21 protein-coding genes are annotated in these 21,232 nt (G+C 33.2%); 6 read left to right on the top strand and 15 right to left on the bottom strand.

Annotated elements, in window-relative coordinates:
- Nucleotides 1-204: 204 nt before the first annotated feature.
- Entirely contained in the window at nt 205-381 is a 177-nt protein-coding gene (locus M1D64_RS02080; RefSeq protein WP_228481084.1) for a hypothetical protein, read from the bottom strand.
- A gap of 197 nt (nt 382-578) precedes the next feature.
- Between M1D64_RS02080 and M1D64_RS02075 the strand changes: the two genes are divergently transcribed.
- Nucleotides 579-947 carry a VOC family protein gene (locus M1D64_RS02075; RefSeq protein ID WP_002482379.1) on the top strand — a complete coding sequence of 123 codons (369 nt, stop codon included), beginning with the start codon at nt 579-581 and terminating at the stop codon, nt 945-947.
- A 95-nt stretch (nt 948-1,042) separates the two neighbouring features.
- Here M1D64_RS02075 and M1D64_RS02070 read toward each other — a convergent pair whose 3' ends face one another.
- Nucleotides 1,043-1,543 carry a GNAT family N-acetyltransferase gene (locus M1D64_RS02070; RefSeq protein WP_041079284.1) on the bottom strand — a complete coding sequence of 167 codons (501 nt, stop codon included), beginning with the start codon at nt 1,541-1,543 and terminating at the stop codon, nt 1,043-1,045.
- Nucleotides 1,544-1,791: 248 nt separating this feature from the next.
- The gene (locus tag M1D64_RS02065; protein ID WP_002482377.1) at nt 1,792-2,496 is read right to left on the bottom strand and encodes an SDR family oxidoreductase; all 705 of its coding nucleotides are present in this window, start codon (nt 2,494-2,496) and stop codon (nt 1,792-1,794) included.
- Between the two features lie 204 nt (nt 2,497-2,700).
- Between M1D64_RS02065 and M1D64_RS02060 the strand changes: the two genes are divergently transcribed.
- A complete protein-coding gene (locus tag M1D64_RS02060; protein WP_002482376.1) occupies nt 2,701-2,970 on the top strand; it encodes a DUF1413 domain-containing protein in 270 nt (89 codons plus the stop codon).
- 202 nt (nt 2,971-3,172) lie between these two features.
- Here M1D64_RS02060 and M1D64_RS02055 read toward each other — a convergent pair whose 3' ends face one another.
- Complete coding sequence (locus M1D64_RS02055; RefSeq protein WP_002482375.1) at nt 3,173-3,364, bottom strand: hypothetical protein; 192 nt, start codon at nt 3,362-3,364, stop codon at nt 3,173-3,175.
- Nucleotides 3,365-3,919: 555 nt separating this feature from the next.
- On the opposite strand from M1D64_RS02055, the gene M1D64_RS02050 reads away from it, so the two are divergent.
- On the top strand, nt 3,920-4,606 hold the full coding sequence (locus tag M1D64_RS02050; RefSeq protein WP_069821590.1) for a glucuronate isomerase: 687 nt from the start codon (nt 3,920-3,922) through the stop codon (nt 4,604-4,606).
- Between the two features lie 383 nt (nt 4,607-4,989).
- Here the strand turns inward: M1D64_RS02050 and M1D64_RS02045 are convergent, their stop codons facing one another.
- The 8 genes from M1D64_RS02045 to M1D64_RS02010 all read right to left on the bottom strand — a co-directional run bounded on the left by M1D64_RS02045 (nt 4,990) and on the right by M1D64_RS02010 (nt 13,458).
- On the bottom strand, nt 4,990-6,063 hold the full coding sequence (locus M1D64_RS02045; RefSeq protein ID WP_069821591.1) for a YkvI family membrane protein: 1,074 nt from the start codon (nt 6,061-6,063) through the stop codon (nt 4,990-4,992).
- Between the two features lie 271 nt (nt 6,064-6,334).
- Nucleotides 6,335-7,114, bottom strand: a complete 780-nt coding sequence (locus M1D64_RS02040; protein WP_206237009.1) for an SDR family NAD(P)-dependent oxidoreductase — start codon at nt 7,112-7,114, stop codon at nt 6,335-6,337.
- Between the two features lie 229 nt (nt 7,115-7,343).
- A complete protein-coding gene (locus M1D64_RS02035; protein ID WP_037537693.1) occupies nt 7,344-8,702 on the bottom strand; it encodes a gluconate:H+ symporter in 1,359 nt (452 codons plus the stop codon).
- A gap of 189 nt (nt 8,703-8,891) precedes the next feature.
- Nucleotides 8,892-10,439: a gluconokinase gene (gene gntK, locus M1D64_RS02030; protein ID WP_037537690.1), complete on the bottom strand. Its 1,548-nt coding sequence runs from the start codon at nt 10,437-10,439 to the stop codon at nt 8,892-8,894.
- A gap of 36 nt (nt 10,440-10,475) precedes the next feature.
- A complete protein-coding gene (locus M1D64_RS02025; protein WP_002482369.1) occupies nt 10,476-11,156 on the bottom strand; it encodes a GntR family transcriptional regulator in 681 nt (226 codons plus the stop codon).
- Nucleotides 11,157-11,337: 181 nt separating this feature from the next.
- Nucleotides 11,338-12,054: a MerR family transcriptional regulator gene (locus M1D64_RS02020; protein ID WP_002482368.1), complete on the bottom strand. Its 717-nt coding sequence runs from the start codon at nt 12,052-12,054 to the stop codon at nt 11,338-11,340.
- Nucleotides 12,055-12,133: 79 nt separating this feature from the next.
- Nucleotides 12,134-12,829 carry a GTP pyrophosphokinase gene (locus M1D64_RS02015; RefSeq protein WP_002482367.1) on the bottom strand — a complete coding sequence of 232 codons (696 nt, stop codon included), beginning with the start codon at nt 12,827-12,829 and terminating at the stop codon, nt 12,134-12,136.
- Nucleotides 12,830-13,044: 215 nt separating this feature from the next.
- Complete coding sequence (locus M1D64_RS02010; RefSeq protein WP_037537688.1) at nt 13,045-13,458, bottom strand: DUF2188 domain-containing protein; 414 nt, start codon at nt 13,456-13,458, stop codon at nt 13,045-13,047.
- Nucleotides 13,459-13,639: 181 nt separating this feature from the next.
- Here M1D64_RS02010 and M1D64_RS02005 point away from each other — a divergent pair, with 181 nt between their 5' ends.
- Nucleotides 13,640-14,803, top strand: coding sequence for a hypothetical protein (locus tag M1D64_RS02005; RefSeq protein ID WP_041079292.1), 1,164 nt, complete (start codon nt 13,640-13,642; stop codon nt 14,801-14,803).
- The gene (locus tag M1D64_RS02000; RefSeq protein WP_069826157.1) at nt 14,803-16,014 is read left to right on the top strand and encodes a cell envelope integrity TolA family protein; all 1,212 of its coding nucleotides are present in this window, start codon (nt 14,803-14,805) and stop codon (nt 16,012-16,014) included. The genes M1D64_RS02005 and M1D64_RS02000 overlap by 1 nt, the downstream gene beginning before the upstream one ends.
- Before the next feature lie 127 nt (nt 16,015-16,141).
- On the opposite strand, the gene M1D64_RS01995 is transcribed toward M1D64_RS02000, so the two are convergent.
- From M1D64_RS01995 to M1D64_RS01985, 3 genes are all read right to left on the bottom strand, one after another.
- The gene (locus tag M1D64_RS01995) at nt 16,142-18,067 is read right to left on the bottom strand and encodes an FUSC family protein (protein ID WP_232010379.1); all 1,926 of its coding nucleotides are present in this window, start codon (nt 18,065-18,067) and stop codon (nt 16,142-16,144) included.
- A 511-nt stretch (nt 18,068-18,578) separates the two neighbouring features.
- A complete protein-coding gene (locus M1D64_RS01990) occupies nt 18,579-18,863 on the bottom strand; it encodes a putative quinol monooxygenase (protein WP_002482362.1) in 285 nt (94 codons plus the stop codon).
- 61 nt (nt 18,864-18,924) lie between these two features.
- Complete coding sequence (locus M1D64_RS01985) at nt 18,925-20,202, bottom strand: pyruvate MFS transporter (protein ID WP_011302373.1); 1,278 nt, start codon at nt 20,200-20,202, stop codon at nt 18,925-18,927.
- Nucleotides 20,203-20,468: 266 nt separating this feature from the next.
- Here M1D64_RS01985 and uptA point away from each other — a divergent pair, with 266 nt between their 5' ends.
- The gene (gene uptA, locus M1D64_RS01980; RefSeq protein ID WP_002482360.1) at nt 20,469-21,077 is read left to right on the top strand and encodes an undecaprenyl phosphate transporter UptA; all 609 of its coding nucleotides are present in this window, start codon (nt 20,469-20,471) and stop codon (nt 21,075-21,077) included.
- The last annotated feature ends 155 nt before the right edge of the window (nt 21,078-21,232 follow it).

Here is a 21,232-nt window from a genome sequence, read left to right as displayed (position 1 = left end):
TAGTCCATATCCTGTACTTTAATAGGTACTGTCGGTGCAATTTTAGCTAATTTTTTATTATTCTTGTTCTCTTTATATGTAATAATTAAATCTGTTTTTAATTTTGCCGCCGCTTCAACATTTTCAGGATTAATTTTTTAACCTTACTCATATCTATATATTTAGAATCTGGAAATACATTTGTGATAGCGACAGGTTTAACACCTAATTTTTAAAGTTTCCATAATTAGCGGTTAACACAAGTACCCTTTTTGGATTTTTAGGTATTTTTACTTTACTACCATCATCTGTAGTATAAGTCTTTGTATCTTTGTCATCTTTTGACTCTGAATTTTTCGAACCATTACCGCAAGCTGCTAAAAATAATAACAAACATAACATCAAGCATAAAAATTTGTTCAAAACGATAACCTCTTCTCTTGTTTATTACTACTATTTTAATCGAAAACGATTATCAATTGCAATAGAATAAAATGAACTTTTAAAATAATTAGTTGCTTCTAATTTATAAAAAAATAATTTACCAAATACTTTTATAGTTATATTTTTGCTATTATATATTAAAGGAGTTGTTATTTATGTTCAATCAATTTTTAGGTATTGATCATGTTCAGTTAGCTGCACCACCTCACAATGAATCGTTAGCAAAGGCTTTTTATTCTGATAAATTAGGTTTTAAAGAAATAGCAAAACCCTCCAATCTCGCGAAAAATGGTGGCGTTTGGTTTCAAGTTGGTGACCAACAACTACATATTGGTGTTCAAGATGACTTTAAACCAGCAACAAAAGCCCACCCAGCGTTTTTAGTACAGAACGCTTCAGATATACGGAAAGAACTTGAAGCTAAAGAAATTGAAATCATCTATGGTGATGAACTTGAAGGCGCCAATCGTTTTTATATCTATGACCCATTTGGTAACAGAATTGAAATTATAGAATGGTTATGATATTTCAAACTAAAAAACCAGAACGAGACATAATGGTGACTCGCCCTGGTTTTTTTATGTGCACCCATAAGTTGAATACGTGTTATTTATAACAACTACACTTCAAGATACATTAAGTCTTCATCATAATACCTATGACCATCAAAGATTGATTTAGGTTCCCTACCATAACGCTGAAACCCTAATTTTTCATACAAACGAATGGCTTGTGTATTCTCAGATAATACACATAAGCCAATGATTTTCACAACACCAACCACACTAACATCGTTAATGATATGTTGTATCATTTGAGCTGTAATACCTTGACCTCTATATCGGGGATCACAATAGACAGTCACTAAGTTACCTTTATGTTTTACCTTTTCCATTCTCTCACTATAAAATGTAGCGATACAAATAAGCTCCCCACTATCAAACGTGCCTATCGTAAAATGCGTATCATTTAATTTAAGCCGTGCTTTAAATTCATCTTCCGGCAATGATTTTTCACGTTCATATGTTGATACAAATCCCTTTGGATCCGTCTGTAACGATTTTAATCGAATGGCTCGGTACTGTTTTACATCTCTTTCGGTAAGGTATCGCATTTCCATTTTTCTCACTTCTTTCACGAATACATTCAAGCTAAACTATTAGAAAAATGAACAAAATCAAAAAGTCCTGATAAAAATTTCATAGTCTTCGCTCTTATTAAATAACGCGTTAAATGAATCTCATTTGCGTAATACATGAGCTAGCGTTTTTATATTTGTAACTTAGCATGTAGATTACAGTCCATATAAATTAATTTGGCCGAGACACTTCTTATTAATGTCCCGGCCTTCTAATATTTCATTTATGTTTAAACAGGTCTCACTGTCACTTCATTCACATTGACATGGCTTGGTTGCTGTAATGCATAAATTGCTGCTTCTGCAATATCTTTAGGATCTAATTTTTTGCGTGCTCCCCAATCTGTATCTCCACTTAATGGTGTATCAACCATCCCAGGAGAGATACTTGTCACACGTACGCCTGTTTTCGCTAATTCTTTTTCTAGACCTTGTGTAATACTGTGTACAGCTGCTTTGGATGCACTATAGAGCGTGCTTTTTTTAGTAACTTCAAATCCAGAAATTGAGGCAATATTGATAATGTGACCACTAGACTGATTTAGCATAGATGGTAGCACAGCATTAATTGTATATAAGGTACCTTTGATATTCACATCAATCATTGCTTCCCATGCTTCAACGTCACCCTCAGTTATTGCTGATGATAACATTAAGCCAGCACTATTCACTAAAATATCAATCTGACCAAATTTTTCTTTTGTTTTTTCAACTAATTCTGTTACTTCTTCTTTGTGTGTAACATCCACAATACTTGTCTCAACTACTGCTTGTTTATTATCTTGTATACGTTTAGCCACTTCTGCTAAGCGCGACTCATCTCGTCCTGTTAAGACAACTTTGACTCCTTGATTAGCTAATGTTTCGGCTATACTTGCACCGATACCACTACTCGCTCCTGTTACGACTGCCACTTTATCTTGTAATTCAACCATGTATATCTTCCTTTCTATTTATACTTCTCTATATTTATTTAAATATTTCCCTAATTACGATTATTGTATCATGGCGTTTTCATTTTCTTGAAAGTTTTGCTTTTGATCAGCTTGTCAATATCCATATTTCAATATAAAGTGGGTATATAATAAAGTATATATTAATAATGTTTATTGTAGCGTTAAGGGAGGGGCATATATATTATGAATTTTGATGAAAAATTAGAAGCATTAAGAAAATCAATAGATCGAACAAGTTTCCAATTTCATTTTGAAGATTTATTCGACAAAGATGAATGGATTCAAATGCCTATATTAGAACGACAACAATTAGAAAAAACTTTCCGTAAATATGTAGCACAACATAATCACTTACGCATTCCTTATGCATCTGAAGAACATATTCGTATGCGTATGTACAACTCTTTATATGATTTTAATGAAATCAAGCATAATTTTAAAGATTATGTTTAATTGTCATCATTAAATACTATAACTAAAAGCCTATGTTACTGGATGGACAGTAAACATAGGCTTTTTAAAATACTTTAGGGCGTTTCAAATAAATCATGAAAGTTAATACGAGGGAGAAAAACTTTAAAAATAATACCCGTTTGCTATATTAATAGATTGTGAATACAACAAAACTTTTTAATTACTTGATGCATACAGTGTATTAATGATTAACTAATAGCGTCTTTTTCAATCCATAGTTGTATAACTTTTCTGCATCAATATAAGCTATATAGTCAATACTTCTGTATCCATCTTTAATATCATTAATAATACCTTGATTTACACCTGTATGAGTGTAAATTTCATAGCTGCTTTCATTTGAAAAAATAACCTTTTCAATTACTTCTCTCATATGAATCACTCCGTATTTTTTCTTTCGCAAAGCTTGCGTCATTTATTACATCTTTATCTTAATTCATAAGGATACAAATTGGAAGTGTTTTGTGATTAATTTCACAAAATTATCACTTTTGCCTTTCTCCGGTTAATTTCCTTAGTTTTAAAATTGACAATATAATCAATACAGCAATTTTAACTTCTGTTAAGATACACGAAGTTTTTAATTTCAATCTGTACAATCGAAACCAATGAGATCTTATTGCTTACTGAAAAGTGCATTAATACAACCTTTTTATATAAATAGATGACTGTTAATTTATTTTGTTATTTACTTAACCTTTTTATAATAAATTCAACCTAAAGTGATTATATTGTGAGTTATATCACATAATATGATTGAATCCTATAGTTTTTTTGAACTTGAAATGCTAACTTTAATAGTATAAAGAAAGCGCTTTATTTTACACTCTGCTTTTCTTTTATCTATTTTCATTTCAACACTCAAGCTCTATAAACGATACATATCGATTGTTTAATCAATCAATTTATTTCGAGAGGAATTTTTAACATGATCGAATCATTAACACAATACAAACCACATTATAAAAAATTAATATGTGTTGATTCTGATGGCTGTGCTATCGATTCAATGACTATTAAACATGAACGTGCATTCGGCCCTGCGCTTGTTAATGAATGGCAACTTGATACCTATTCCGAAAAGATATTAAACCGTTGGAATGCATTTAACCTCTATGAAATCACAAGAGGTATCAATAGGTTCAAAGGTTTAGAAAAAATGTTAGGCGAATTGGTCTCTGAGGGGATTGAAATTGAAGGTTATAAATACATTAAACATTGGGTTACAACAACCGATTCATTTTCTAATCCAAGATTAGAACAAGCTATTACTGCCTCTCCAAATCAAATAGGCTTACGCAAAGCACTCTCTTGGTCTCACATGGTAAGTAGTCGAATTAAGTCATTACCTAGTACCGTGCCATTTAATTATGTGCTTGATACATTAAAACATACTGCAACATTCGCCGATATCGCCATCGTATCTTCGGCCAATCTATCTGCAGTACAACACGAGTGGAAAACCTATCATCTAACACCTTATTTAAATGGTATGTTCGCACAAGAAGCAGGTACGAAAGAACATTGCTTAGATATTTTAATATTCGCTTGTTGTAGCAGTTCATTACAACGTCGTTCATTGGGTCGCTGTTCCATATATGGGCCTATAATGTAAATCTGTTTATATTTTTTAAACTTAAATATTAAGAAGTTCACATCGAAAACATTGGTATAATGGTAAATTTTATTACTGCCCATATTGACGATAAAATGTTTCAACTCATTTTTGAATTGTTTACGTGACGTATTTGTAAATGGTGACTTAATATGATTGCTGATCCCTTTTAAGTCATCCATATCATAGCCTTCTAGTTGAATCCCCAAAAATTACAACGCATTCGTCTGTAAAATTTCTAATGTTTCCTCGTTCATAAAAAAACACCCCCTATTCCTTTATTTTATTATAACTAAAAATAAGGATAAGGTGTGTTTCGAAATTAATTTTATATACATAAGTGTCAACAAGCATAAACAAAGTTATAGATTATAATAAAACTTTTATATATCTTTCTTGCCAAACTTCAATTTAAAAGGTGCATACAACAATACAAAAATTAATACAAGGCCTAGGTAGCCGATTAATGGGTAGAAGATTGCTACTAAATCTGTAAAACCAACAAAACTCAGACATAGACCTACAATAACGGTAACAGCATAGAACAGTTTGAAACTTTTCGTATCTACGACTGTAAACCTTGTAGCAAACGCATAAAACATACCTAAACCCGTATTAAAGATCATTCCAAAAATAACAATAGCCATAATGACTCCAAGTATTGGTGAAATATGATTCACAATACCTAACATTGGCATTTCCATATTTCCAACGATATCTATTTGTGTGAATATAGCCAAATGACTCAATACAATCATGACGCCTAACGCGAATCCACCAACTAGTCCGCCAATAGCTGCTACTTTCGTATTCTTCTCTGAACCTCCCATAACAATGGCCATTGATGCACCTACAGCTGTATTAAATGATGCGTAGTTCACACCTGCTACAAACCAATTCGGTAATGTTGAAGGTTTCGCATCAGACAAAGTATTTAACTGTGAAAATGAACTATCCGTTGTCATAAAACTATAAACTGAAATAATAATTATAAAAATGATTAAAAACGGCGTAATATTTCCAATTACTTTTACAACACCTTCAACTTTCAGCATACCCGCGAGAATGATAAGTACAGTCATCAATAGTGTGCCAACGATAGATGGTAAGCCAAACTGCTGATTAAGATTTGAACCTGCACCTGCAATCATGACAACCCCTACACCAAATAATGTGAATATGATGACTAAATCAATCACCCATCCCAATAATTTTCCAAACATTGACTTACCCGTGATACGATAAATGACTTCTTTATGAGAATCAGTTTCAGACTTACTTCCCAGCCAAACTAACATCATTCCAACATATGTAAATAATGCGGTCGTTATCATTGCGCCGAATGTTCCCATCATGCCAAAACTTGTGAAGTATTGGAGCACTTCTTGTCCAGAAGCGAATCCTGCACCAACAATGACGCCAATAAAAGCACTCGCAATCAATAATATCCTTTTCATTTTCCAACCCCCTATAGCGATATAACTACTTCCTTTACAACATACTTCCGTTTATCTCAATACTTTAATCTAGCATCTAAATTATACATTCCAATGCATTTTCAGTAAGTTCAGACAATAGTAACTTCTCTATTTTATCATTTTAAAATTAATTCATGTTGTAATTCAATGGTCTCACATTCAAACAAACGGCATTGATATCAACATTATTAAATTTGTTTCATTAAAAAATCGGACAAAAATGATTTTGTCCGAAGCATCTGTTTATCTATTATCTTAGTAAATAATCACCATCTACTGGTAATGATATACCTGTTACATAATCTGAGGCTTCACTAGCTAGAAATATAAGTGGACCCATTAAATTTTCCGGAACACCCCATTGTCCCGATGGTATATGTCCTTTAATTTCTGGCCCTCGAATTGGATCTTCTTCTAGCACTTTCGTCATATCAGTACGGATATAACCAGGAGATAATGCATTTACTTGTATATTGTATGGTGCCAAAGCATCTGCATAGGCGCGCGTAATGCCAACTACACCATGCTTACTCGCTGCGTAAGGAAAGATATTTTTTCCAGCGCGGTATGACTGCATAGAACCTATATTAATGATTTTACCTGAGCCTTGTTCTGTCATCACTTTAGCCTCTTCGTGAGCCATATAATACGTTGCATTTAAATTAATATCTATGACATTTTGCCAATCTTCATCTTTATAATCTAAAATATTATTTCTAATTTGAACACCTGCATTATTAACTAATATATCAAGTGATCCCCACGTTCCAACTGCATTTGTGATAACCTTTGCTGCAGAACCCGATTCGGTTAAATCTTGCTGAAGGAAGGATACATTACCCTCATGCTGTTTCACATATGCTTTCATTTCATCCCAGGCATTGGTTGAAGAACTAACTACAGTTACATTTGCCCCATACATTGTTAAAGCAATGGTATAATATTTGCCTAATCCGCGTGCACCGCCTGTTACTATCGCATTTTTACCTTTTAAAGAAAAACTTTCTAAACTAAATTTTGTTATTTTCAAACTCCTTCACTGACCCTTTTACGTTAAAACATTGTCCAAGTATTCATTCAGTAAGCATTTGTACCATACTATAAAATAAACCAAACTCAATAATTAACTTAATTTAAAATAAGCTTAATCTAAGCCTTTAAAAATTGAAGTTATGTTAGTGAGTCTGGTCAAAAAACATCTACAATGTAAACCGTGATCCCATTCAATCTTCTATCGTTTTCACTGCTATGATTTCGTTTTATACAAATATACTTAAAATCAAGATAAAGACAAGACCTGAAACTGAGATAACTGTTTCTAGTAATGACCATGTTAGGAAGGTTTCTTTAACTGTTAAACCGAAATATTCTTTGAACATCCAGAACCCAGCATCATTAACATGAGATAAAATAACACTCCCTGCACCAATTGCTAATACCACTAATGCAACGTTAACGTCTGATGCTTGTAATAACGGTAAAACGATACCTGTGGATGAAATAGCAGCTACGGTTGATGACCCAAGTGCAATACGAAGCACTGCAGCTACAATCCACGCAAGTAATATCGGAGACATTTCTGTACCTTCAAATAATTTAGCGATTGTATCACCGACACCGCCATCAATTAATACTTGTTTGAAAGTACCGCCACCACCAATAATTAAAATCATCATTCCGATTGGATAAATCGCATTTGAAACTGAATCCATAATATCGGCATTTTTACGTCCTTGTTTGATACCCATTGTAAAAATCGCAAATAAGACAGCGATCAACATTGCAGTTGCTGCAGTACCAATAAAGTAAATAAATGATTCAAAACCATTCGTCGCTGATTCATGTCCTGTTACTAACTGTACAATTGTTGATAATAACATTAAGATAACTGGAGACACAGCTGTCAAAAAGCTGATGCCAAATCCTGGCATTTCTTCTTCAGTAAATTCTTTTTGTGCACCTAAAGCTGATATGTCGCCTTCACGACGATAAGCTGATGGTGTGATTTTTTGTGCAATTTTATTGAATAATGGTCCAGCAATTAATGTCACTGGTATTGCAATAATAATACCGTATAGTAATACATGTCCTAAGTTTGCTTGTAATTCTTTTGCAATTACAACTGGGCCAGGGTGTGGTGGTAAAAATCCGTGTGTTACAGATAGCGCCACTACCATTGGTAAGCCTAATTTTAATTGTGAAACATTAGCTCGTTTGGCAATCGTAAATACCAATGGAATTAATAAGACAAGACCTACTTCAAAGAATAACGCAATACCTACAATAAATGCGGCAACTAACATTGCCCATTGTACGTGCTTATGACCGAATTTCTTTATAAGCGTATCAGCTATTCGTGTAGCACCGCCACCGTCCGCAAGTAATTTACCGAGAATGGCACCTAGACCAAATATTAAAGCAATGTGACCTAGTGTACTGCCCATGCCATTTTCGATTGTTTCTATGATTTTATCTAAAGGCATTCCTAGTAATATAGCAGTTACAACTGATGTAATAATAAGTGAAATAAACGTGTTTAATTTCAAGAATATGATGAGCGACAATAATACAATGATACCGATTACCACAGTGATCAGTGGCCAAATTGTTTCAAACATTTCCGTTCTCCCCTTTCAATATCAAGATTGAATTTCAGCTAATTGAAATCGCCATTCAATCTTGGTAACGCTTTCTTAATTACGTAAAATTTTTATTCCTAATAATATGACACAGGTAAGGTAACGTCATGATTAAAAATACATTGTTTGTTTAATCATGACATCCGTTATACCTGCTCTAATATTTCATCATTCGTCTCCTGTCATATGTTCGCGTTGGAATGCTGCTATTTCTGTATAACGTGCTTCCAATGAACGACTTAAATTAATAAATATAGATACTAACTGTTGATACGTTCTTACATTATCCTCATTAGGATGATGTTTGTTTGTTGTTCCAACCATATCTTCTATAATTGAAAAATCATCAATTTCACCTAATGCCTTCATACCTAATACGCAAGCGCCTAAACAAGAACTTTCGTAACTTTCTGGCACAATTAAATCTGTATCAAATATATCTGCCATCATTTGACGCCAGACTTCACTTTTAGCAAAACCACCAGTCGCCTTGATTGTTTTAGGCGTTTCATTCATCACTTCAATAAGCGCAAGATACACAGTGTATAGATTATAAAGTACACCTTCTAAAGCGGCTCTTATCATATGTTCTTTCTTATGTGATAGTGTTAAACCAAAGAATGAACCTCTTGCATCAGCATTCCATAAAGGCGCACGCTCTCCCGCTAAATAAGGGTGGAAGATTAGTCCATCTGCACCGGGTTTGACATTATTAGCAATCTTGGTTAAGACATCATAAGGATCAACGCCTAAACGTTTAGCTGTCTCTACTTCACTAGCTAGTAATTCATCGCGTAACCATCTCAGTACAACACCACCATTATTAACTGGACCACCAATAACATAATGGTCTTCTGTCAGAACATAGCAAAATATTCTACCTTTATAGTCTGTACGTGGTTTGTCAATCACGGTTCTAATGGCACCAGAAGTTCCAATGGTCACTGCAACTTCACCTTTTTTAAATGCGTTCACACCTAAATTTGAAAGTACGCCATCGCTTGCACCCACTACAACTGGCGTATTTTCATCGATACCCATTAATGCTGCATATCTACGTTTCATACCTTTTAAGATGTGTGTCGTTGGTACAATTTCAGGCAATTGAGCTTCAGTTATACCTAAAAGCGACAAGGCTTCTTTATCCCATTCCAACGATTCCAAATTAAGCATCCCTGTCGAAGAAGCCATTGATTGATCAATCACAAACGTTTCAAAAAGTTGATAAAAGATATAGGTCTTAATATCCGCAAACGTTGCAGTTTGATTGAATATTTCTTGTTGTTCATGTTTCATCCAGAATATCTTAGACAATGGCGACATTGGATGGATAGGTGTCCCTGTTCTTTGATAAATCGCATCGCCATTATGCTTGGTTTTAATTGATTCTGCATATCGACTCGCACGATTATCAGCCCAAGTTAAATTCTCTGTTAAACGTTGATGACTTGCGTCCATTGCAATTAAACTGTGCATTTGTGCACTAAATGAAATTAATTTGAGGTCTTCTTTAGCTATGTCTGCTTCTCTCATAACATATTTTATGGTCATTAACACGGCATCAAATAATTCATCTGGATTCTCTTCTGAAACTTCAACATTTGGTGTGTGCAATGGATAACCAATATTATGTTTCATTATAAACTGACCTTTTTCGTCATAAAGTACTGACTTTGTACTTGTTGTACCAATATCAACACCAATCATGTATTTCATGATTTCGCCTCCTACAATCTTTACTGCATTAAATTGCTAAGTTAACCAAAAACTATCGATGTCTTCACCAACATCATCAAAGTTTAAATGGAATGCTTTATTTAATTTCTTAGCATCTTGTTGTTCTATCGCTTCTATAAATATCTCATGGTTATGATGAATACGTTCAAAATCTTCCGGATTCTCATTCATTCTTTTACGCATAGATAATAATATGAGTGATTCCATCACTGGTCTCAAATTATTCCAGAATGTTTTTAAATATTGGTGCTTTGAAGCCATAATCGTTAATTCATGAAATTTCATATCATGTTCAGTGAAGGCTTCTGCATCTTCAAATTGCACTGCAACTTTCATCATTTCAAGCTGCTTTCTCATTTCTTTTACAATTTGCTCATGATTTAAGTTTTTAATTCTACTAAAAGCAAAGGACTCTAGCATAATTCTCAAATCATAGAGTTCCTTTTTCTCTTTATCTTCAAACGGTAAAACTTCTGCTCCCATTCGTTCAAGATGAATGAGTTGGTCTTGCTTTAATAATTTAAATGCATCTCTCACTGGTGATCGACTTACATTATATTCTTTAGCAATTTGGTTCTCCGTTAATAATGTATCTGGTGCTATTTTTCCATCTACAATTCTCAGTCGAATTTCTGCCGCAATCATTTCGCCCTTTGAAACACCTTCTAACCATTGTTCTGGGTAATCGTATTTCACTAAAACATCACCTCGATAACTTTACGATATACTTGTATACAAGTATATTAAAACACAAGTACCCAATTTGCAAGCGCTTGCAATTATAAATATCGTTTTTCTTAAAGTAAAAAAACCGATATGTCAGGTTTCATCCCTCACACATCGGTTTCAAAAATTTTTTTATTCATATGAAATTTGATTAAGATTGGACAATTGCTACACAGTGATGATCTTGGTCACAATGTGGACATTGTAATTTTCTCGTTTTAGGCGTATGTGCCGAAAACATCCATTGCTTTAAATTGGGTTTAAATGTTGCTTGGCAATTTGGACAAACATAGCTTAGTGCCGTATAAGTAAATATTGTAAAATTTACAGCATAGGTAAACAATATAGGTAAGGTAGATAACAATGGCCACCATTTTTTAGTGACCATACTTACTATTAAAGCAGTATATTGAAATATACCTATAGGTATGATGCGATACAATACAGATTGTTTAAATTGTTTCATTTTTGGTTTTTGATTTACGTATGTTTTTGTTTCTAATAGTTTTTCTAAAGGCGCTTCAGAACGTCGACCAATATATTGTTTAAATTGTCGTATCTCTGCAAGCAAAGTCTTATGGCTCTGCATTTCCTTTTCTATATCTAATTCTTTTTGTGCTAACATAACACGAACCGTTTTCAACTTATTTTTTTCATTCAAGATTGTTTTAATATCTTTCAAGGAGAAATTAAAAGCTTTTAAAATTAGAATGATTTCTAAATCTTGTTTGCTTTGTTCATCAAATATACGCCGCCCATTTTTTGCTGTTTGTACCGTTTTTAATAAACCTTTTCTATCATAATATTGAATGGTCCGAACAGAAACATTTTTTAGTTTCGCTAATTCACCTGTTTGATATTGGCTCATGTAATCACCTCCTGAGTCTAATCATAGTTGATGACGCGACGTCATGAGCAAGCAAATTGTTATATTGCATTGTTATTATTTAATTATCAAATACTTCAGAATGTATTTCCTGCATTTTACTTTCTACTGATGTAATGTCTGTTGCACATTGTTTCAATATCGCTTTATATTTTTCCGTATTTTCTGTGTTTTTATAACGTATTTTATGCTCTAAGCTCGCCCACATATCCATTCCAATCGTTCTTATTTGTATTTCTACGGGGACTATTTCAACAGAATGCGCTAAATAAACTGGGATGGTTACAACAATATGTAAACTTCTATAACCATTTTCTTTCGGATGTTCGATATAATCTTTACGTTTAATCAATTTCACGTCTTCTTGTTTTAATAATAATTTTTCAATAACATATATATCATCAAAGTAATTACAAACTACTCTAATACCCGCAATATCTAATATGTTTTCTTTGGCTGACTCAGTGCTAATAGGGTAACGCTTTCTGTCTAATTTTTTAATTAAGCTTCTCATCTCTTTCACACGACGTTCCATGTGATGAATGGGATTATGTTTATACATCTGTTGAAATTGATCATCTAAAATATCTAACTTTGTACTAATTTCTTTAAGAGCCGACGTATAAAGTTGCTCTAAAGCAACAAAGCCTACAACCATATCTAATGCTTCTTCTGACGCGTTTATATGATCAATACTTTCCTTAAATTCAGCTTTCAAATCGTCAATGTTTACCGAGGGTTTACGTTCTATATACATTTTGTCTTACCTCCAATAAAAAACTTCTTTAAAATTCATTATAGCTTATTATAATTGACTTATTAAATTTAAAAGCTATTCAAATTTTACGCTTCTAAAAGATTCAATTTGTGTTTTAAGTGGTTATTTTCAATACAGAAAAGCAACCCAATGCCTTCAATTTATGCATTGGATTGCCCTTTTAATTATTTTTAATTGTTCTAGCATGCTTAATTTTATTCATCTTTTTTATGTTCGATAATTTCAGTTCTACGGTTATCAGCGATATTACGTGCACGTTTCATGGCATCTTCTTTTTTATCGAAACTATCAGATGCCTGTTTCGCACCATCTGATTTAATCTTCCATTCATCATCTTCATAATAAACATGTACATCTTTCTTGTTTAATGCAGGATCTGCTGAATCATCTTTTTCATGTTTAGTAATTTTTTTGTTTTTTAAGGATTCCAATTCTTTTTCGGATGCATCTTTATACCAAGATTCTGCTTGCTTTGTAGCAATAGGTATCACGTTACTCTCCTCATAACCATCTTTTAACATGGCATTGCCAATATCAATGGCTTTTTTTCGTTCAAGTTTATCCATATTTTTCCAACTTTGAGGGTAATCTTCCATTGTCCAAGGCATTATGAGCACTTCCAATCTGTTTTGTTCTTGTTATCTATTTACCACCAACATTGAATAATAAACGCGCGCTAGCGCTTGATATTTTGTACTCTTATAAAATGGTGCATGATTAATACTGGTCATAAAGGGAATTATAAAACAGTGGAAATTTAATCACATACATAGATTGGTGGTGTTGTTTATGGCTAATATCACCGTTGGTTTAATCCCTTCACCCGATATGCCACATAAAATTATAAATAAAATATATACTGATTTACCGAATGAAATCCGTCATCATACAGGGGGAAATGATGAATGGCACATTGAAAAACACATTGCTTCAATTGTAGGCACTGCTGAGCACATGGATAAAGCAATGGATATCACGACGAATATGAAAAAACAAAAAGCATGGGACTATGCTATTTGTATTACAGATTTACCTACTCTTTCTAACAATAAAACCGTCGTATGTGACATAGACTTAACAAATAATATTGCCTTGATTTCATTACCAGCATTAGGTGCAATAAATTTAAAACAAAAATTACGCCATTTTATTTCATTTGTCATTCAATATATGCATAGTAATGGTTCAGATAATAATCTCTTGAATAGTCAACATTTTAAATTAACTAAATTTACCACAGTTACTCCAAATGAAGAAGATAAAAATAAAAATCATTTACGTATTATTTCAACATCTACCTTCATAGGTTGGTTACACCTCATATCCGGTATGACTTTTGCTAATGAGCCATGGTCAACAATTTTTGATTTCAAAAAAATCATTTCTGTCTCCTTTGCGACAGGTACTTATATTTCAATTTTCTCTACTCCTTGGGATATAAGCTTAGATTATGATTATTGGCGCTTCATTTTACTTATGTTTATGTCCATTTTCGGCATGGTTGGTTGGCTTATTTATTCTTATAATTTATGGGAACGTAAAAACCCAAAAACACAAAAGTTATATAGATATATCTATAATTTTACAACGTTGACCACATTAACTGTAATTACGCTTTTTAATTTTATAACCCTATTTCTATTACTAACCATTAGCACATTATTATTTGTACCTCCGGAATTGTTTTCCAACTGGACTTCGCTTGGTAGTAAACAACCCACTTTAATCAATTATATTAATTTGATATGGTTTATCACTTCTTTAGGAATCTTAGCAGGTGCAATGGGATCAACCGTAGAAAATGCTGACAAGATTAAACGTGCTACTTATTCATTCAGACAATATTATAGAAACAAGCAATTAGAACAAGAAAATGATGCGGATTATAATAACGATGAAGAATCAAATGATTATGCAGGTCGAAAACAAACGCACAGAGAGGAGGAAGAATAATGTGCAATCACATTATCAAGATAGGTTTAGTAGCTGCACCTGGTGTGACTGAAACAATAGCCAACCATTTGCAACAAGAGCTACCTTCATTGTTATCATCTACTATAAATTCAGAAGTTGAATGGCAAATTGATACAATGATTGACCCACTTACTGGTTCTGCTGAAACGGTGCAAAAGATATACACTAAAATTTCTGATAATCAAAATGATAATGAATGGCAATATACGATTGGTTTAACTGATTTACCAATTATTAAGAACAAGCATGTTGTCGCATTTGATATCAATAGTAAAAATGGCGCAAGCTTAATTTCATTACCTGCATATGGTTGGCGCCCCATAAAAAAAAGAATTAAGCATTCCATATCGGGCATTATTAAAGCAATTGACGAAAATATGAATCCAAACCAATCGTCTACTCAACATCATAGTGAAGAACAATTAAATTCACAGTTCCCCTTTTCAACTTTAGAAACACATACTGAGTACTTTGAAGATACAGACTCTCAACATACTTTATATTATGTATCTTCGAATACGAGAGGCATGATACGTTTAATTAGTGGGATGACTTTTGCTAACAATCCTTTTAATATGCTCAAAAGCCTCAGTAATGTAGTTACTATTGCCTTTACAACTGGTGCCTTTGGCATTGTCTTTACAACAATGTGGAATTTAAGTTTTGTTTATTCTGGATGGCGCATGTTATTAATTATGCTGGTCGCTATTTTAGGCATGATGTTATGGATTATTGTTGCACATGGTTTATGGGAATCTACTTCTGAAAGTAATGATAGACAAATAACAATATTATACAATTTAACTACAACTTTAACGTTAACTGTATCCATTGCTTTTTATTATGTCATATTGTTTTGTCTTTTCTTGTTAGCCACACTCGTTGTATTGCCACCAGGATATTTAGGGCAAGCACTACAGTTACAGGGCTCGGCTAACTTTATGACTTATATTAATCTCGCTTGGTTTGCAACATCCATTTCTACTGTTGCAGGTGCAATTGGTGCTGGATTAAATAATGAATCACAAATACTAGAAAGTACATACGGTTATCGCCAAAAACAACGTTATCAAAAAATGAATGAAGATAAACAAAATGAAGCAGAAAAAGAACAATATGCGCAAGCTGCCATTGAAAAGAAAAAACAAGAAAGTGAAGCAAAGGCTAGACAAGAACGCAGCGACGATTGACACTTTCAAGTGGCGGCAGTCTGACCTAAGACAACCCGCACACTACCTATCTCAATATACTCAAATATTTTTAATAAAAAGGCCAAGACATTAATAAATGTCTTGGCCTTTTTTCAAATAACCATATTTAATTAAGAGATAATTTAACTTCTTTTCGAGCATTGACACAGTTGTTTTGTATACTCATTAAAGCTGTTTTTATATGTGTATATTGCGGTAATGTAGCCATTTCTTGAACTTGAATATTCGTGCCTCTTTCAAAATGTTTGGCTATATTTTCAAAGACAAGTAAATACTGTCCCATCGTTTCATCATCAATATGATATCGTTTTTCATTACTTAGTGCTCTTGTTAACATAAAGCTGATTTCTTCTAATGCGTAAATGCTTGGATAATAATACTGTATAACCATTTTATTACTGAATAGTTCACCGTTTGCACTGTTATACACTTGGGTCATATTATTCAATTTCACACTTAGTTTTAACATTTCTTTTTTATCTTGTTCTCTAGATGCATATTTGTTACTTGAGAATAAGTAATGAAATAATATGGATTCGTCTCTCGCTACGGCTGCTAATGTACCTGGCAACATAGAAGATGCTGTTTTTCTACCGATCACTAGCAAGCAAATCACTGCTATGATAATTCCTACAATTACATCAATAATTCTTGGTAATGCAATGAGTATGGTTAGATGATTTGACGCTAATCCATTTAACAAGATAACTTGTATCGTGATAAATATAACTGCAAATGAGTAATTTGCACCTACAAACATTTCTGTCACACCGGCTGCTAAAGCCAATAAAACAATGGCTACTGGTACAGGCGGTGTTGTTAATAAGATGAGTGATAACACCAACACCCCGAAGATCGTGCCAACGCCCCTTGCCCCAGCTCTTTCAAAGCTATGCAGTGTTGTAGAGCCTAGTAAGACTGTATGTGTACTCAAAGGTATCCAGTAGGCTTTTTCAAAATCAAACATTAAAGCAATAAAAATAGAAATTGCCATAATGACTGCGTAGCGTATTGTATTTCTAAATATAAAAGAATCTAACGTCAAGTTTTTCAACATGCGATGTCCATAGATTGGTACACGAATATCTATTTCATGTTCGACTCTATCATTATTTGCATTCATAATTGCGTCAACTTTAATGATACTATCTACTAAACTTTGATACTCTTTATCGAAATCTACTTTTTTAGTCCACTGTTGGGTTGACTTACCGAGTGAATAAACACGTTTAATGACAAAATCCGTCATTTCTTTTATTTCCGTTGGTAACGGACGTGCATTACATTCATTTAGTTCCAATAGTTCGGAATGAATACCTTGCGCTGTATTATGCAATAATAATAAGCGTTGAAATTCAGGTGAGGTTTTCGATTTTGGTGTACTTGACGTAATCAATTGATTATCCGAATTTCTGAAAGCTGTTACTGCAAATTGTGATGCTTTCGCAAACGCTTTGGGATCATCAAAGTTATAGACCAATTGTTTAATAATATTATAATCATTTTTAATGGCTTTGATTTCTGTAGATTCTTTAGATAGTAGGATTACAGCGATTACAATCAGTGTTGCTAATAATCCACCTACAAACATTGCTAGACCTCTAGTTAATGCTTCTTCTGGCGCTACTGGTAAATTAATTGGCAAACTGAAGGCAACGATAAAGAAGGTTGAAGATGGCCCTGGGATATTTAACGAACTAAAGATGTAATATGGAATAACAGTTACTAATAGTAGTAACACACCAAATATAAGTGGTTGAGTAACTGTGAGTGTCCCTAAAATCATCGCAATGGATAAACCTAGCGATGAAAATAAGACAATGCGTAACTTAGATCTCTTAGGACCACCAAATACATAAATATGCGCTAGCGTCCCTGTTGAAATGAGTAATCCCTTAGAAAAGTGACCTGTCAAATAGCCAACAAGTAACGGAATGAGCATGAGAATACATTGTCTTATACCTTTAGCAACATCGATTTTCATCGAATTGAAACGTATTAATGACTTTAAATATTTAATCAATGTTGTCATGCATCTCCTTTAATTTTTAATATTTCGTATTTTATTTCATTTATTGTCACCATATCAAATGACATTTAAAAATACGTTACTCATAAATAACGTATTTTTCAGAAAAACATATAGGTAAAGTAAACATCAATTTACTTTTCATTTTATAAAATCTATATCTTCATTCTAAAATATCCGCGCATAAATTCGTAACAATACCTTACTATTTTAACACTTTTTTTAAATTCTTCTAGTGGCGATGTCTTTAAAATAAATTTACCTCCATATCATTGTCTTTATATTCACATACATACGTGCTCATTTAATTCTTCTCAAATCGCTGTGTAAATCATGGCAAGTGCTATATAGACAGAGTTCATGACTAAATATTCAAATTTAGCTATTTATCCATCTAATACGTTATGTAATGACATTATATTTACACAATAACAAGCCCATTTTTTTCTCTCTTATCACACTATTCAAAAAAACCCTGAACTCACAGTTATTTGTAAGATCAGGGTTTAATATATTAATTTGAACTTAGCACTTTAATTTCAGGTTCTTCAACTAAGTATTGTTTAACTTCGCTAAAGAATTGTTGAAAGTGTTCTGACTGATTATGCGCTTCCAAAGCTTGTTCATCTTTATATCGTTCAATAAAAGCAAACGTATTCGGTTCATCTGTATTTTCAAAATGTTCATAGTATAATGCACCTGCTTCTTGATTTGAAGCGCGCTTTAATGGGTCTATTAAAGCTAAGTAATTATCACGTTGTGCAGCATCCACTTTCATAATCGCATTGATAGTAATCATATCATTTCCTCCTTTATAAGCATGATGTTTAATAATTACCTAAAAGTTAATAAATTAAACATTACAAGTCTTCTTTTTCTACGATAAGTGGTTGGTCTGGTTTTACAAAGAACCACATAATAATTGCGAAAACAACTGGGATAATCACAAGTTCTAACGTTACTGTCCAACCTACAATATCAACCATCATACCAGCTAATAGTGGACTTAATAACGCACCAATGTTCCCCCATAAATTCATCCAACCTGATACAGAACCTGAGAAGTTACGTCCTAAATCTGTTGCTGCTGCCCAGCTCATTCCAGTCGCAATACCAATACCGCCTAAACAAAGCGATAACCAAATAACATTTGTTACTAAATTATCCGTTTGTATAGACATGAAGAGTGAAATACAGAATACAACAAATCCTGTGATAGCGATAGAAGCACGTGCTATGAAACGTGACATACCACTTTGTAATAATTTATCTGAAATAGCACCACCACATAAAATCAATAAGAACATTGCAATCCATGGTGCACCGGCTGCCCAAGCCATGTCTGGATCTGTTAATTTAACGTTATACTGTTCCGTTAGATAGGTTGGTAACCAAATCAAGAATAATGAGACGACGAATTGCACTACAAAATATTGAGCTGCTAATGCATAGAAACTAAAGCGTTTTAAAAATATATTCCATGGCGCATTAGATTTCTCAGTTTTAATAATGTCTCGATTTTCCATAATATAGCTTTTTTCTGCTTCATTAACCATTTTATGTTGTTCTGGCAAGTCTTTGGCAATAACCATCCATAATATAGCAATAATAAAACCAATAGCACCAAAAATATAGAAAACGGCTTGCCAACCAAACATATTTACGATTGCAATGGTTACTACTGGCGCGATGACTGGGCCAAAATAGGATCCAGCTAATAACGCACTAGATGCGCGTCCTTTCTCACCTTTCGCAAACCAGTTCGTATTAAAAACTGCGTTAGAAGGATACATTGGCGCTTCACCAATACCAAATAAGAAACGCACCGCATATAACATCCCGTGATTCTTCACAACACCTGTCAATATTGTAAAGGCACTCCACCATACAAGTGCAATGGTTAACATTTTTTTAGAACCAAATTTCTCAGCTAAAAATCCAGAAGGCACTTGCATCAGTGCATACCCCAGTGAGAAGAATGACGCTAATAACCCAAATTGTGTCTTATTCAAATGTAAATCTTCCATCATCGGACCGGCTATAATCGATATGTTCGAGCGGTCCATATATGCAATAACCCCTATAATGAAAAACGCTATGGCAAAATACCATCTAATATTTGTTCTTTTTTGATCCATGTTTTCTCCAACTTTCTCCCAATCTTTTATAGTCATCATATGACCTATTGTTTAAAGATAGTACCACAATATGAAATCGCTTACAATGACTTTTTTCAAAATTTACTTATTTAAAATGTAATATACTTCCTATAATTGATTTACACAAAAATCATCCTGTAGACCTATAACATAACAATGCATATTTATTGTTTTTGGACTATAATAAAAAGACATGTTTTAATTAACTACTAAGTTACATTTTAAAAGGAGCACATTGCAGAATTATGGAACAGATACTCACTGATTTTATTAGTACATGGGGCTACGCCGCAATCACTATATTAATATTACTTGAAAATATATTACCTTTTATCCCTTCAGAAATTATATTAACCTTTGCCGGACTGATGTCCGTCAAATCTGACTTATCCATTCCCGTACTCTTTACAATTTCAACCATTGCCTCATTAATTGGTTTACTTGTGCTTTACTATATTAGTAGGCTTGTTTCTGAAGAACGTTTGTATCGTTTTGTAGATAAATATGGCAAATGGATTAAACTTAAAGGTAAAGATGTTGCACGTGCAAACGATTGGTTTAAAAAATATGGCGCAATTGCTGTTTTTATTTGTCGCTTTATACCTGTCTTACGTGTACTGATTACGATTCCAGCGGGTATTAATCGCATGAATGTGATGCTATTCGCGATCTTGTCTTTAATCGGGACTACGATATGGAATTTTGCACTGATCTACCTGGGTAAAATGTTGAGCGGCAGTTGGGATATGCTAATGAATGGTCTCCATACATATTCATATATTATGTATGTCATCATCATTCTTGCAGTGATTTTCATCGTATATAGATTATTCAAAAAGAATCGCGCTCAATAAATAGATTCAATTCCAAACAAACAGGGTCTGACATCAATAAGTGTCAGACCCTGTTTTATAATAATATAAAAAGACTAACTCCCCCTTGAAGTTAGCCTTTTCTCTATTTAAAAATTTCTCCCTTTTGATAACAGACATAGCCAATTATCATTTTC

The sequence above is a fragment of the Staphylococcus sp. Z5-21 genome (assembly GCF_056529615.1).
Note: the sequence above shows the minus strand (reverse complement) of the source record. Positions and strands in the feature narration are given on the sequence as shown.

What these genes read in the sequence shown, in the direction of transcription:
- M1D64_RS02010 (WP_037537688.1), bottom strand. Translation starts at nt 13,458, where the DNA reads ATGCCTTGGACAATGGAAGATTACCCTCAAAGTTGGAAAAATATGGAT.
- M1D64_RS02035 (WP_037537693.1), bottom strand. Translation starts at nt 8,702, where the DNA reads ATGTTTGAAACAATTTGGCCACTGATCACTGTGGTAATCGGTATCATT.
- M1D64_RS02050 (WP_069821590.1), top strand. Translation starts at nt 3,920, where the DNA reads ATGATCGAATCATTAACACAATACAAACCACATTATAAAAAATTAATA.
- M1D64_RS02060 (WP_002482376.1), top strand. Translation starts at nt 2,701, where the DNA reads ATGAATTTTGATGAAAAATTAGAAGCATTAAGAAAATCAATAGATCGA.
- M1D64_RS01985 (WP_011302373.1), bottom strand. Translation starts at nt 20,202, where the DNA reads ATGGATCAAAAAAGAACAAATATTAGATGGTATTTTGCCATAGCGTTT.
- M1D64_RS01995 (WP_232010379.1), bottom strand. Translation starts at nt 18,067, where the DNA reads ATGACAACATTGATTAAATATTTAAAGTCATTAATACGTTTCAATTCG.
- M1D64_RS02005 (WP_041079292.1), top strand. Translation starts at nt 13,640, where the DNA reads ATGGCTAATATCACCGTTGGTTTAATCCCTTCACCCGATATGCCACAT.
- M1D64_RS02075 (WP_002482379.1), top strand. Translation starts at nt 579, where the DNA reads ATGTTCAATCAATTTTTAGGTATTGATCATGTTCAGTTAGCTGCACCA.
- M1D64_RS02080 (WP_228481084.1), bottom strand. Translation starts at nt 381, where the DNA reads ATGTTATGTTTGTTATTATTTTTAGCAGCTTGCGGTAATGGTTCGAAA.
- M1D64_RS02045 (WP_069821591.1), bottom strand. Translation starts at nt 6,063, where the DNA reads ATGAAAAGGATATTATTGATTGCGAGTGCTTTTATTGGCGTCATTGTT.
- M1D64_RS02015 (WP_002482367.1), bottom strand. Translation starts at nt 12,829, where the DNA reads ATGTATATAGAACGTAAACCCTCGGTAAACATTGACGATTTGAAAGCT.
- M1D64_RS01990 (WP_002482362.1), bottom strand. Translation starts at nt 18,863, where the DNA reads ATGATTACTATCAATGCGATTATGAAAGTGGATGCTGCACAACGTGAT.
- M1D64_RS02020 (WP_002482368.1), bottom strand. Translation starts at nt 12,054, where the DNA reads ATGAGCCAATATCAAACAGGTGAATTAGCGAAACTAAAAAATGTTTCT.
- M1D64_RS02000 (WP_069826157.1), top strand. Translation starts at nt 14,803, where the DNA reads ATGTGCAATCACATTATCAAGATAGGTTTAGTAGCTGCACCTGGTGTG.
- M1D64_RS02055 (WP_002482375.1), bottom strand. Translation starts at nt 3,364, where the DNA reads ATGAGAGAAGTAATTGAAAAGGTTATTTTTTCAAATGAAAGCAGCTAT.
- uptA (WP_002482360.1), top strand. Translation starts at nt 20,469, where the DNA reads ATGGAACAGATACTCACTGATTTTATTAGTACATGGGGCTACGCCGCA.
- M1D64_RS02070 (WP_041079284.1), bottom strand. Translation starts at nt 1,543, where the DNA reads ATGGAAATGCGATACCTTACCGAAAGAGATGTAAAACAGTACCGAGCC.
- M1D64_RS02065 (WP_002482377.1), bottom strand. Translation starts at nt 2,496, where the DNA reads ATGGTTGAATTACAAGATAAAGTGGCAGTCGTAACAGGAGCGAGTAGT.
- gntK (WP_037537690.1), bottom strand. Translation starts at nt 10,439, where the DNA reads ATGAAATACATGATTGGTGTTGATATTGGTACAACAAGTACAAAGTCA.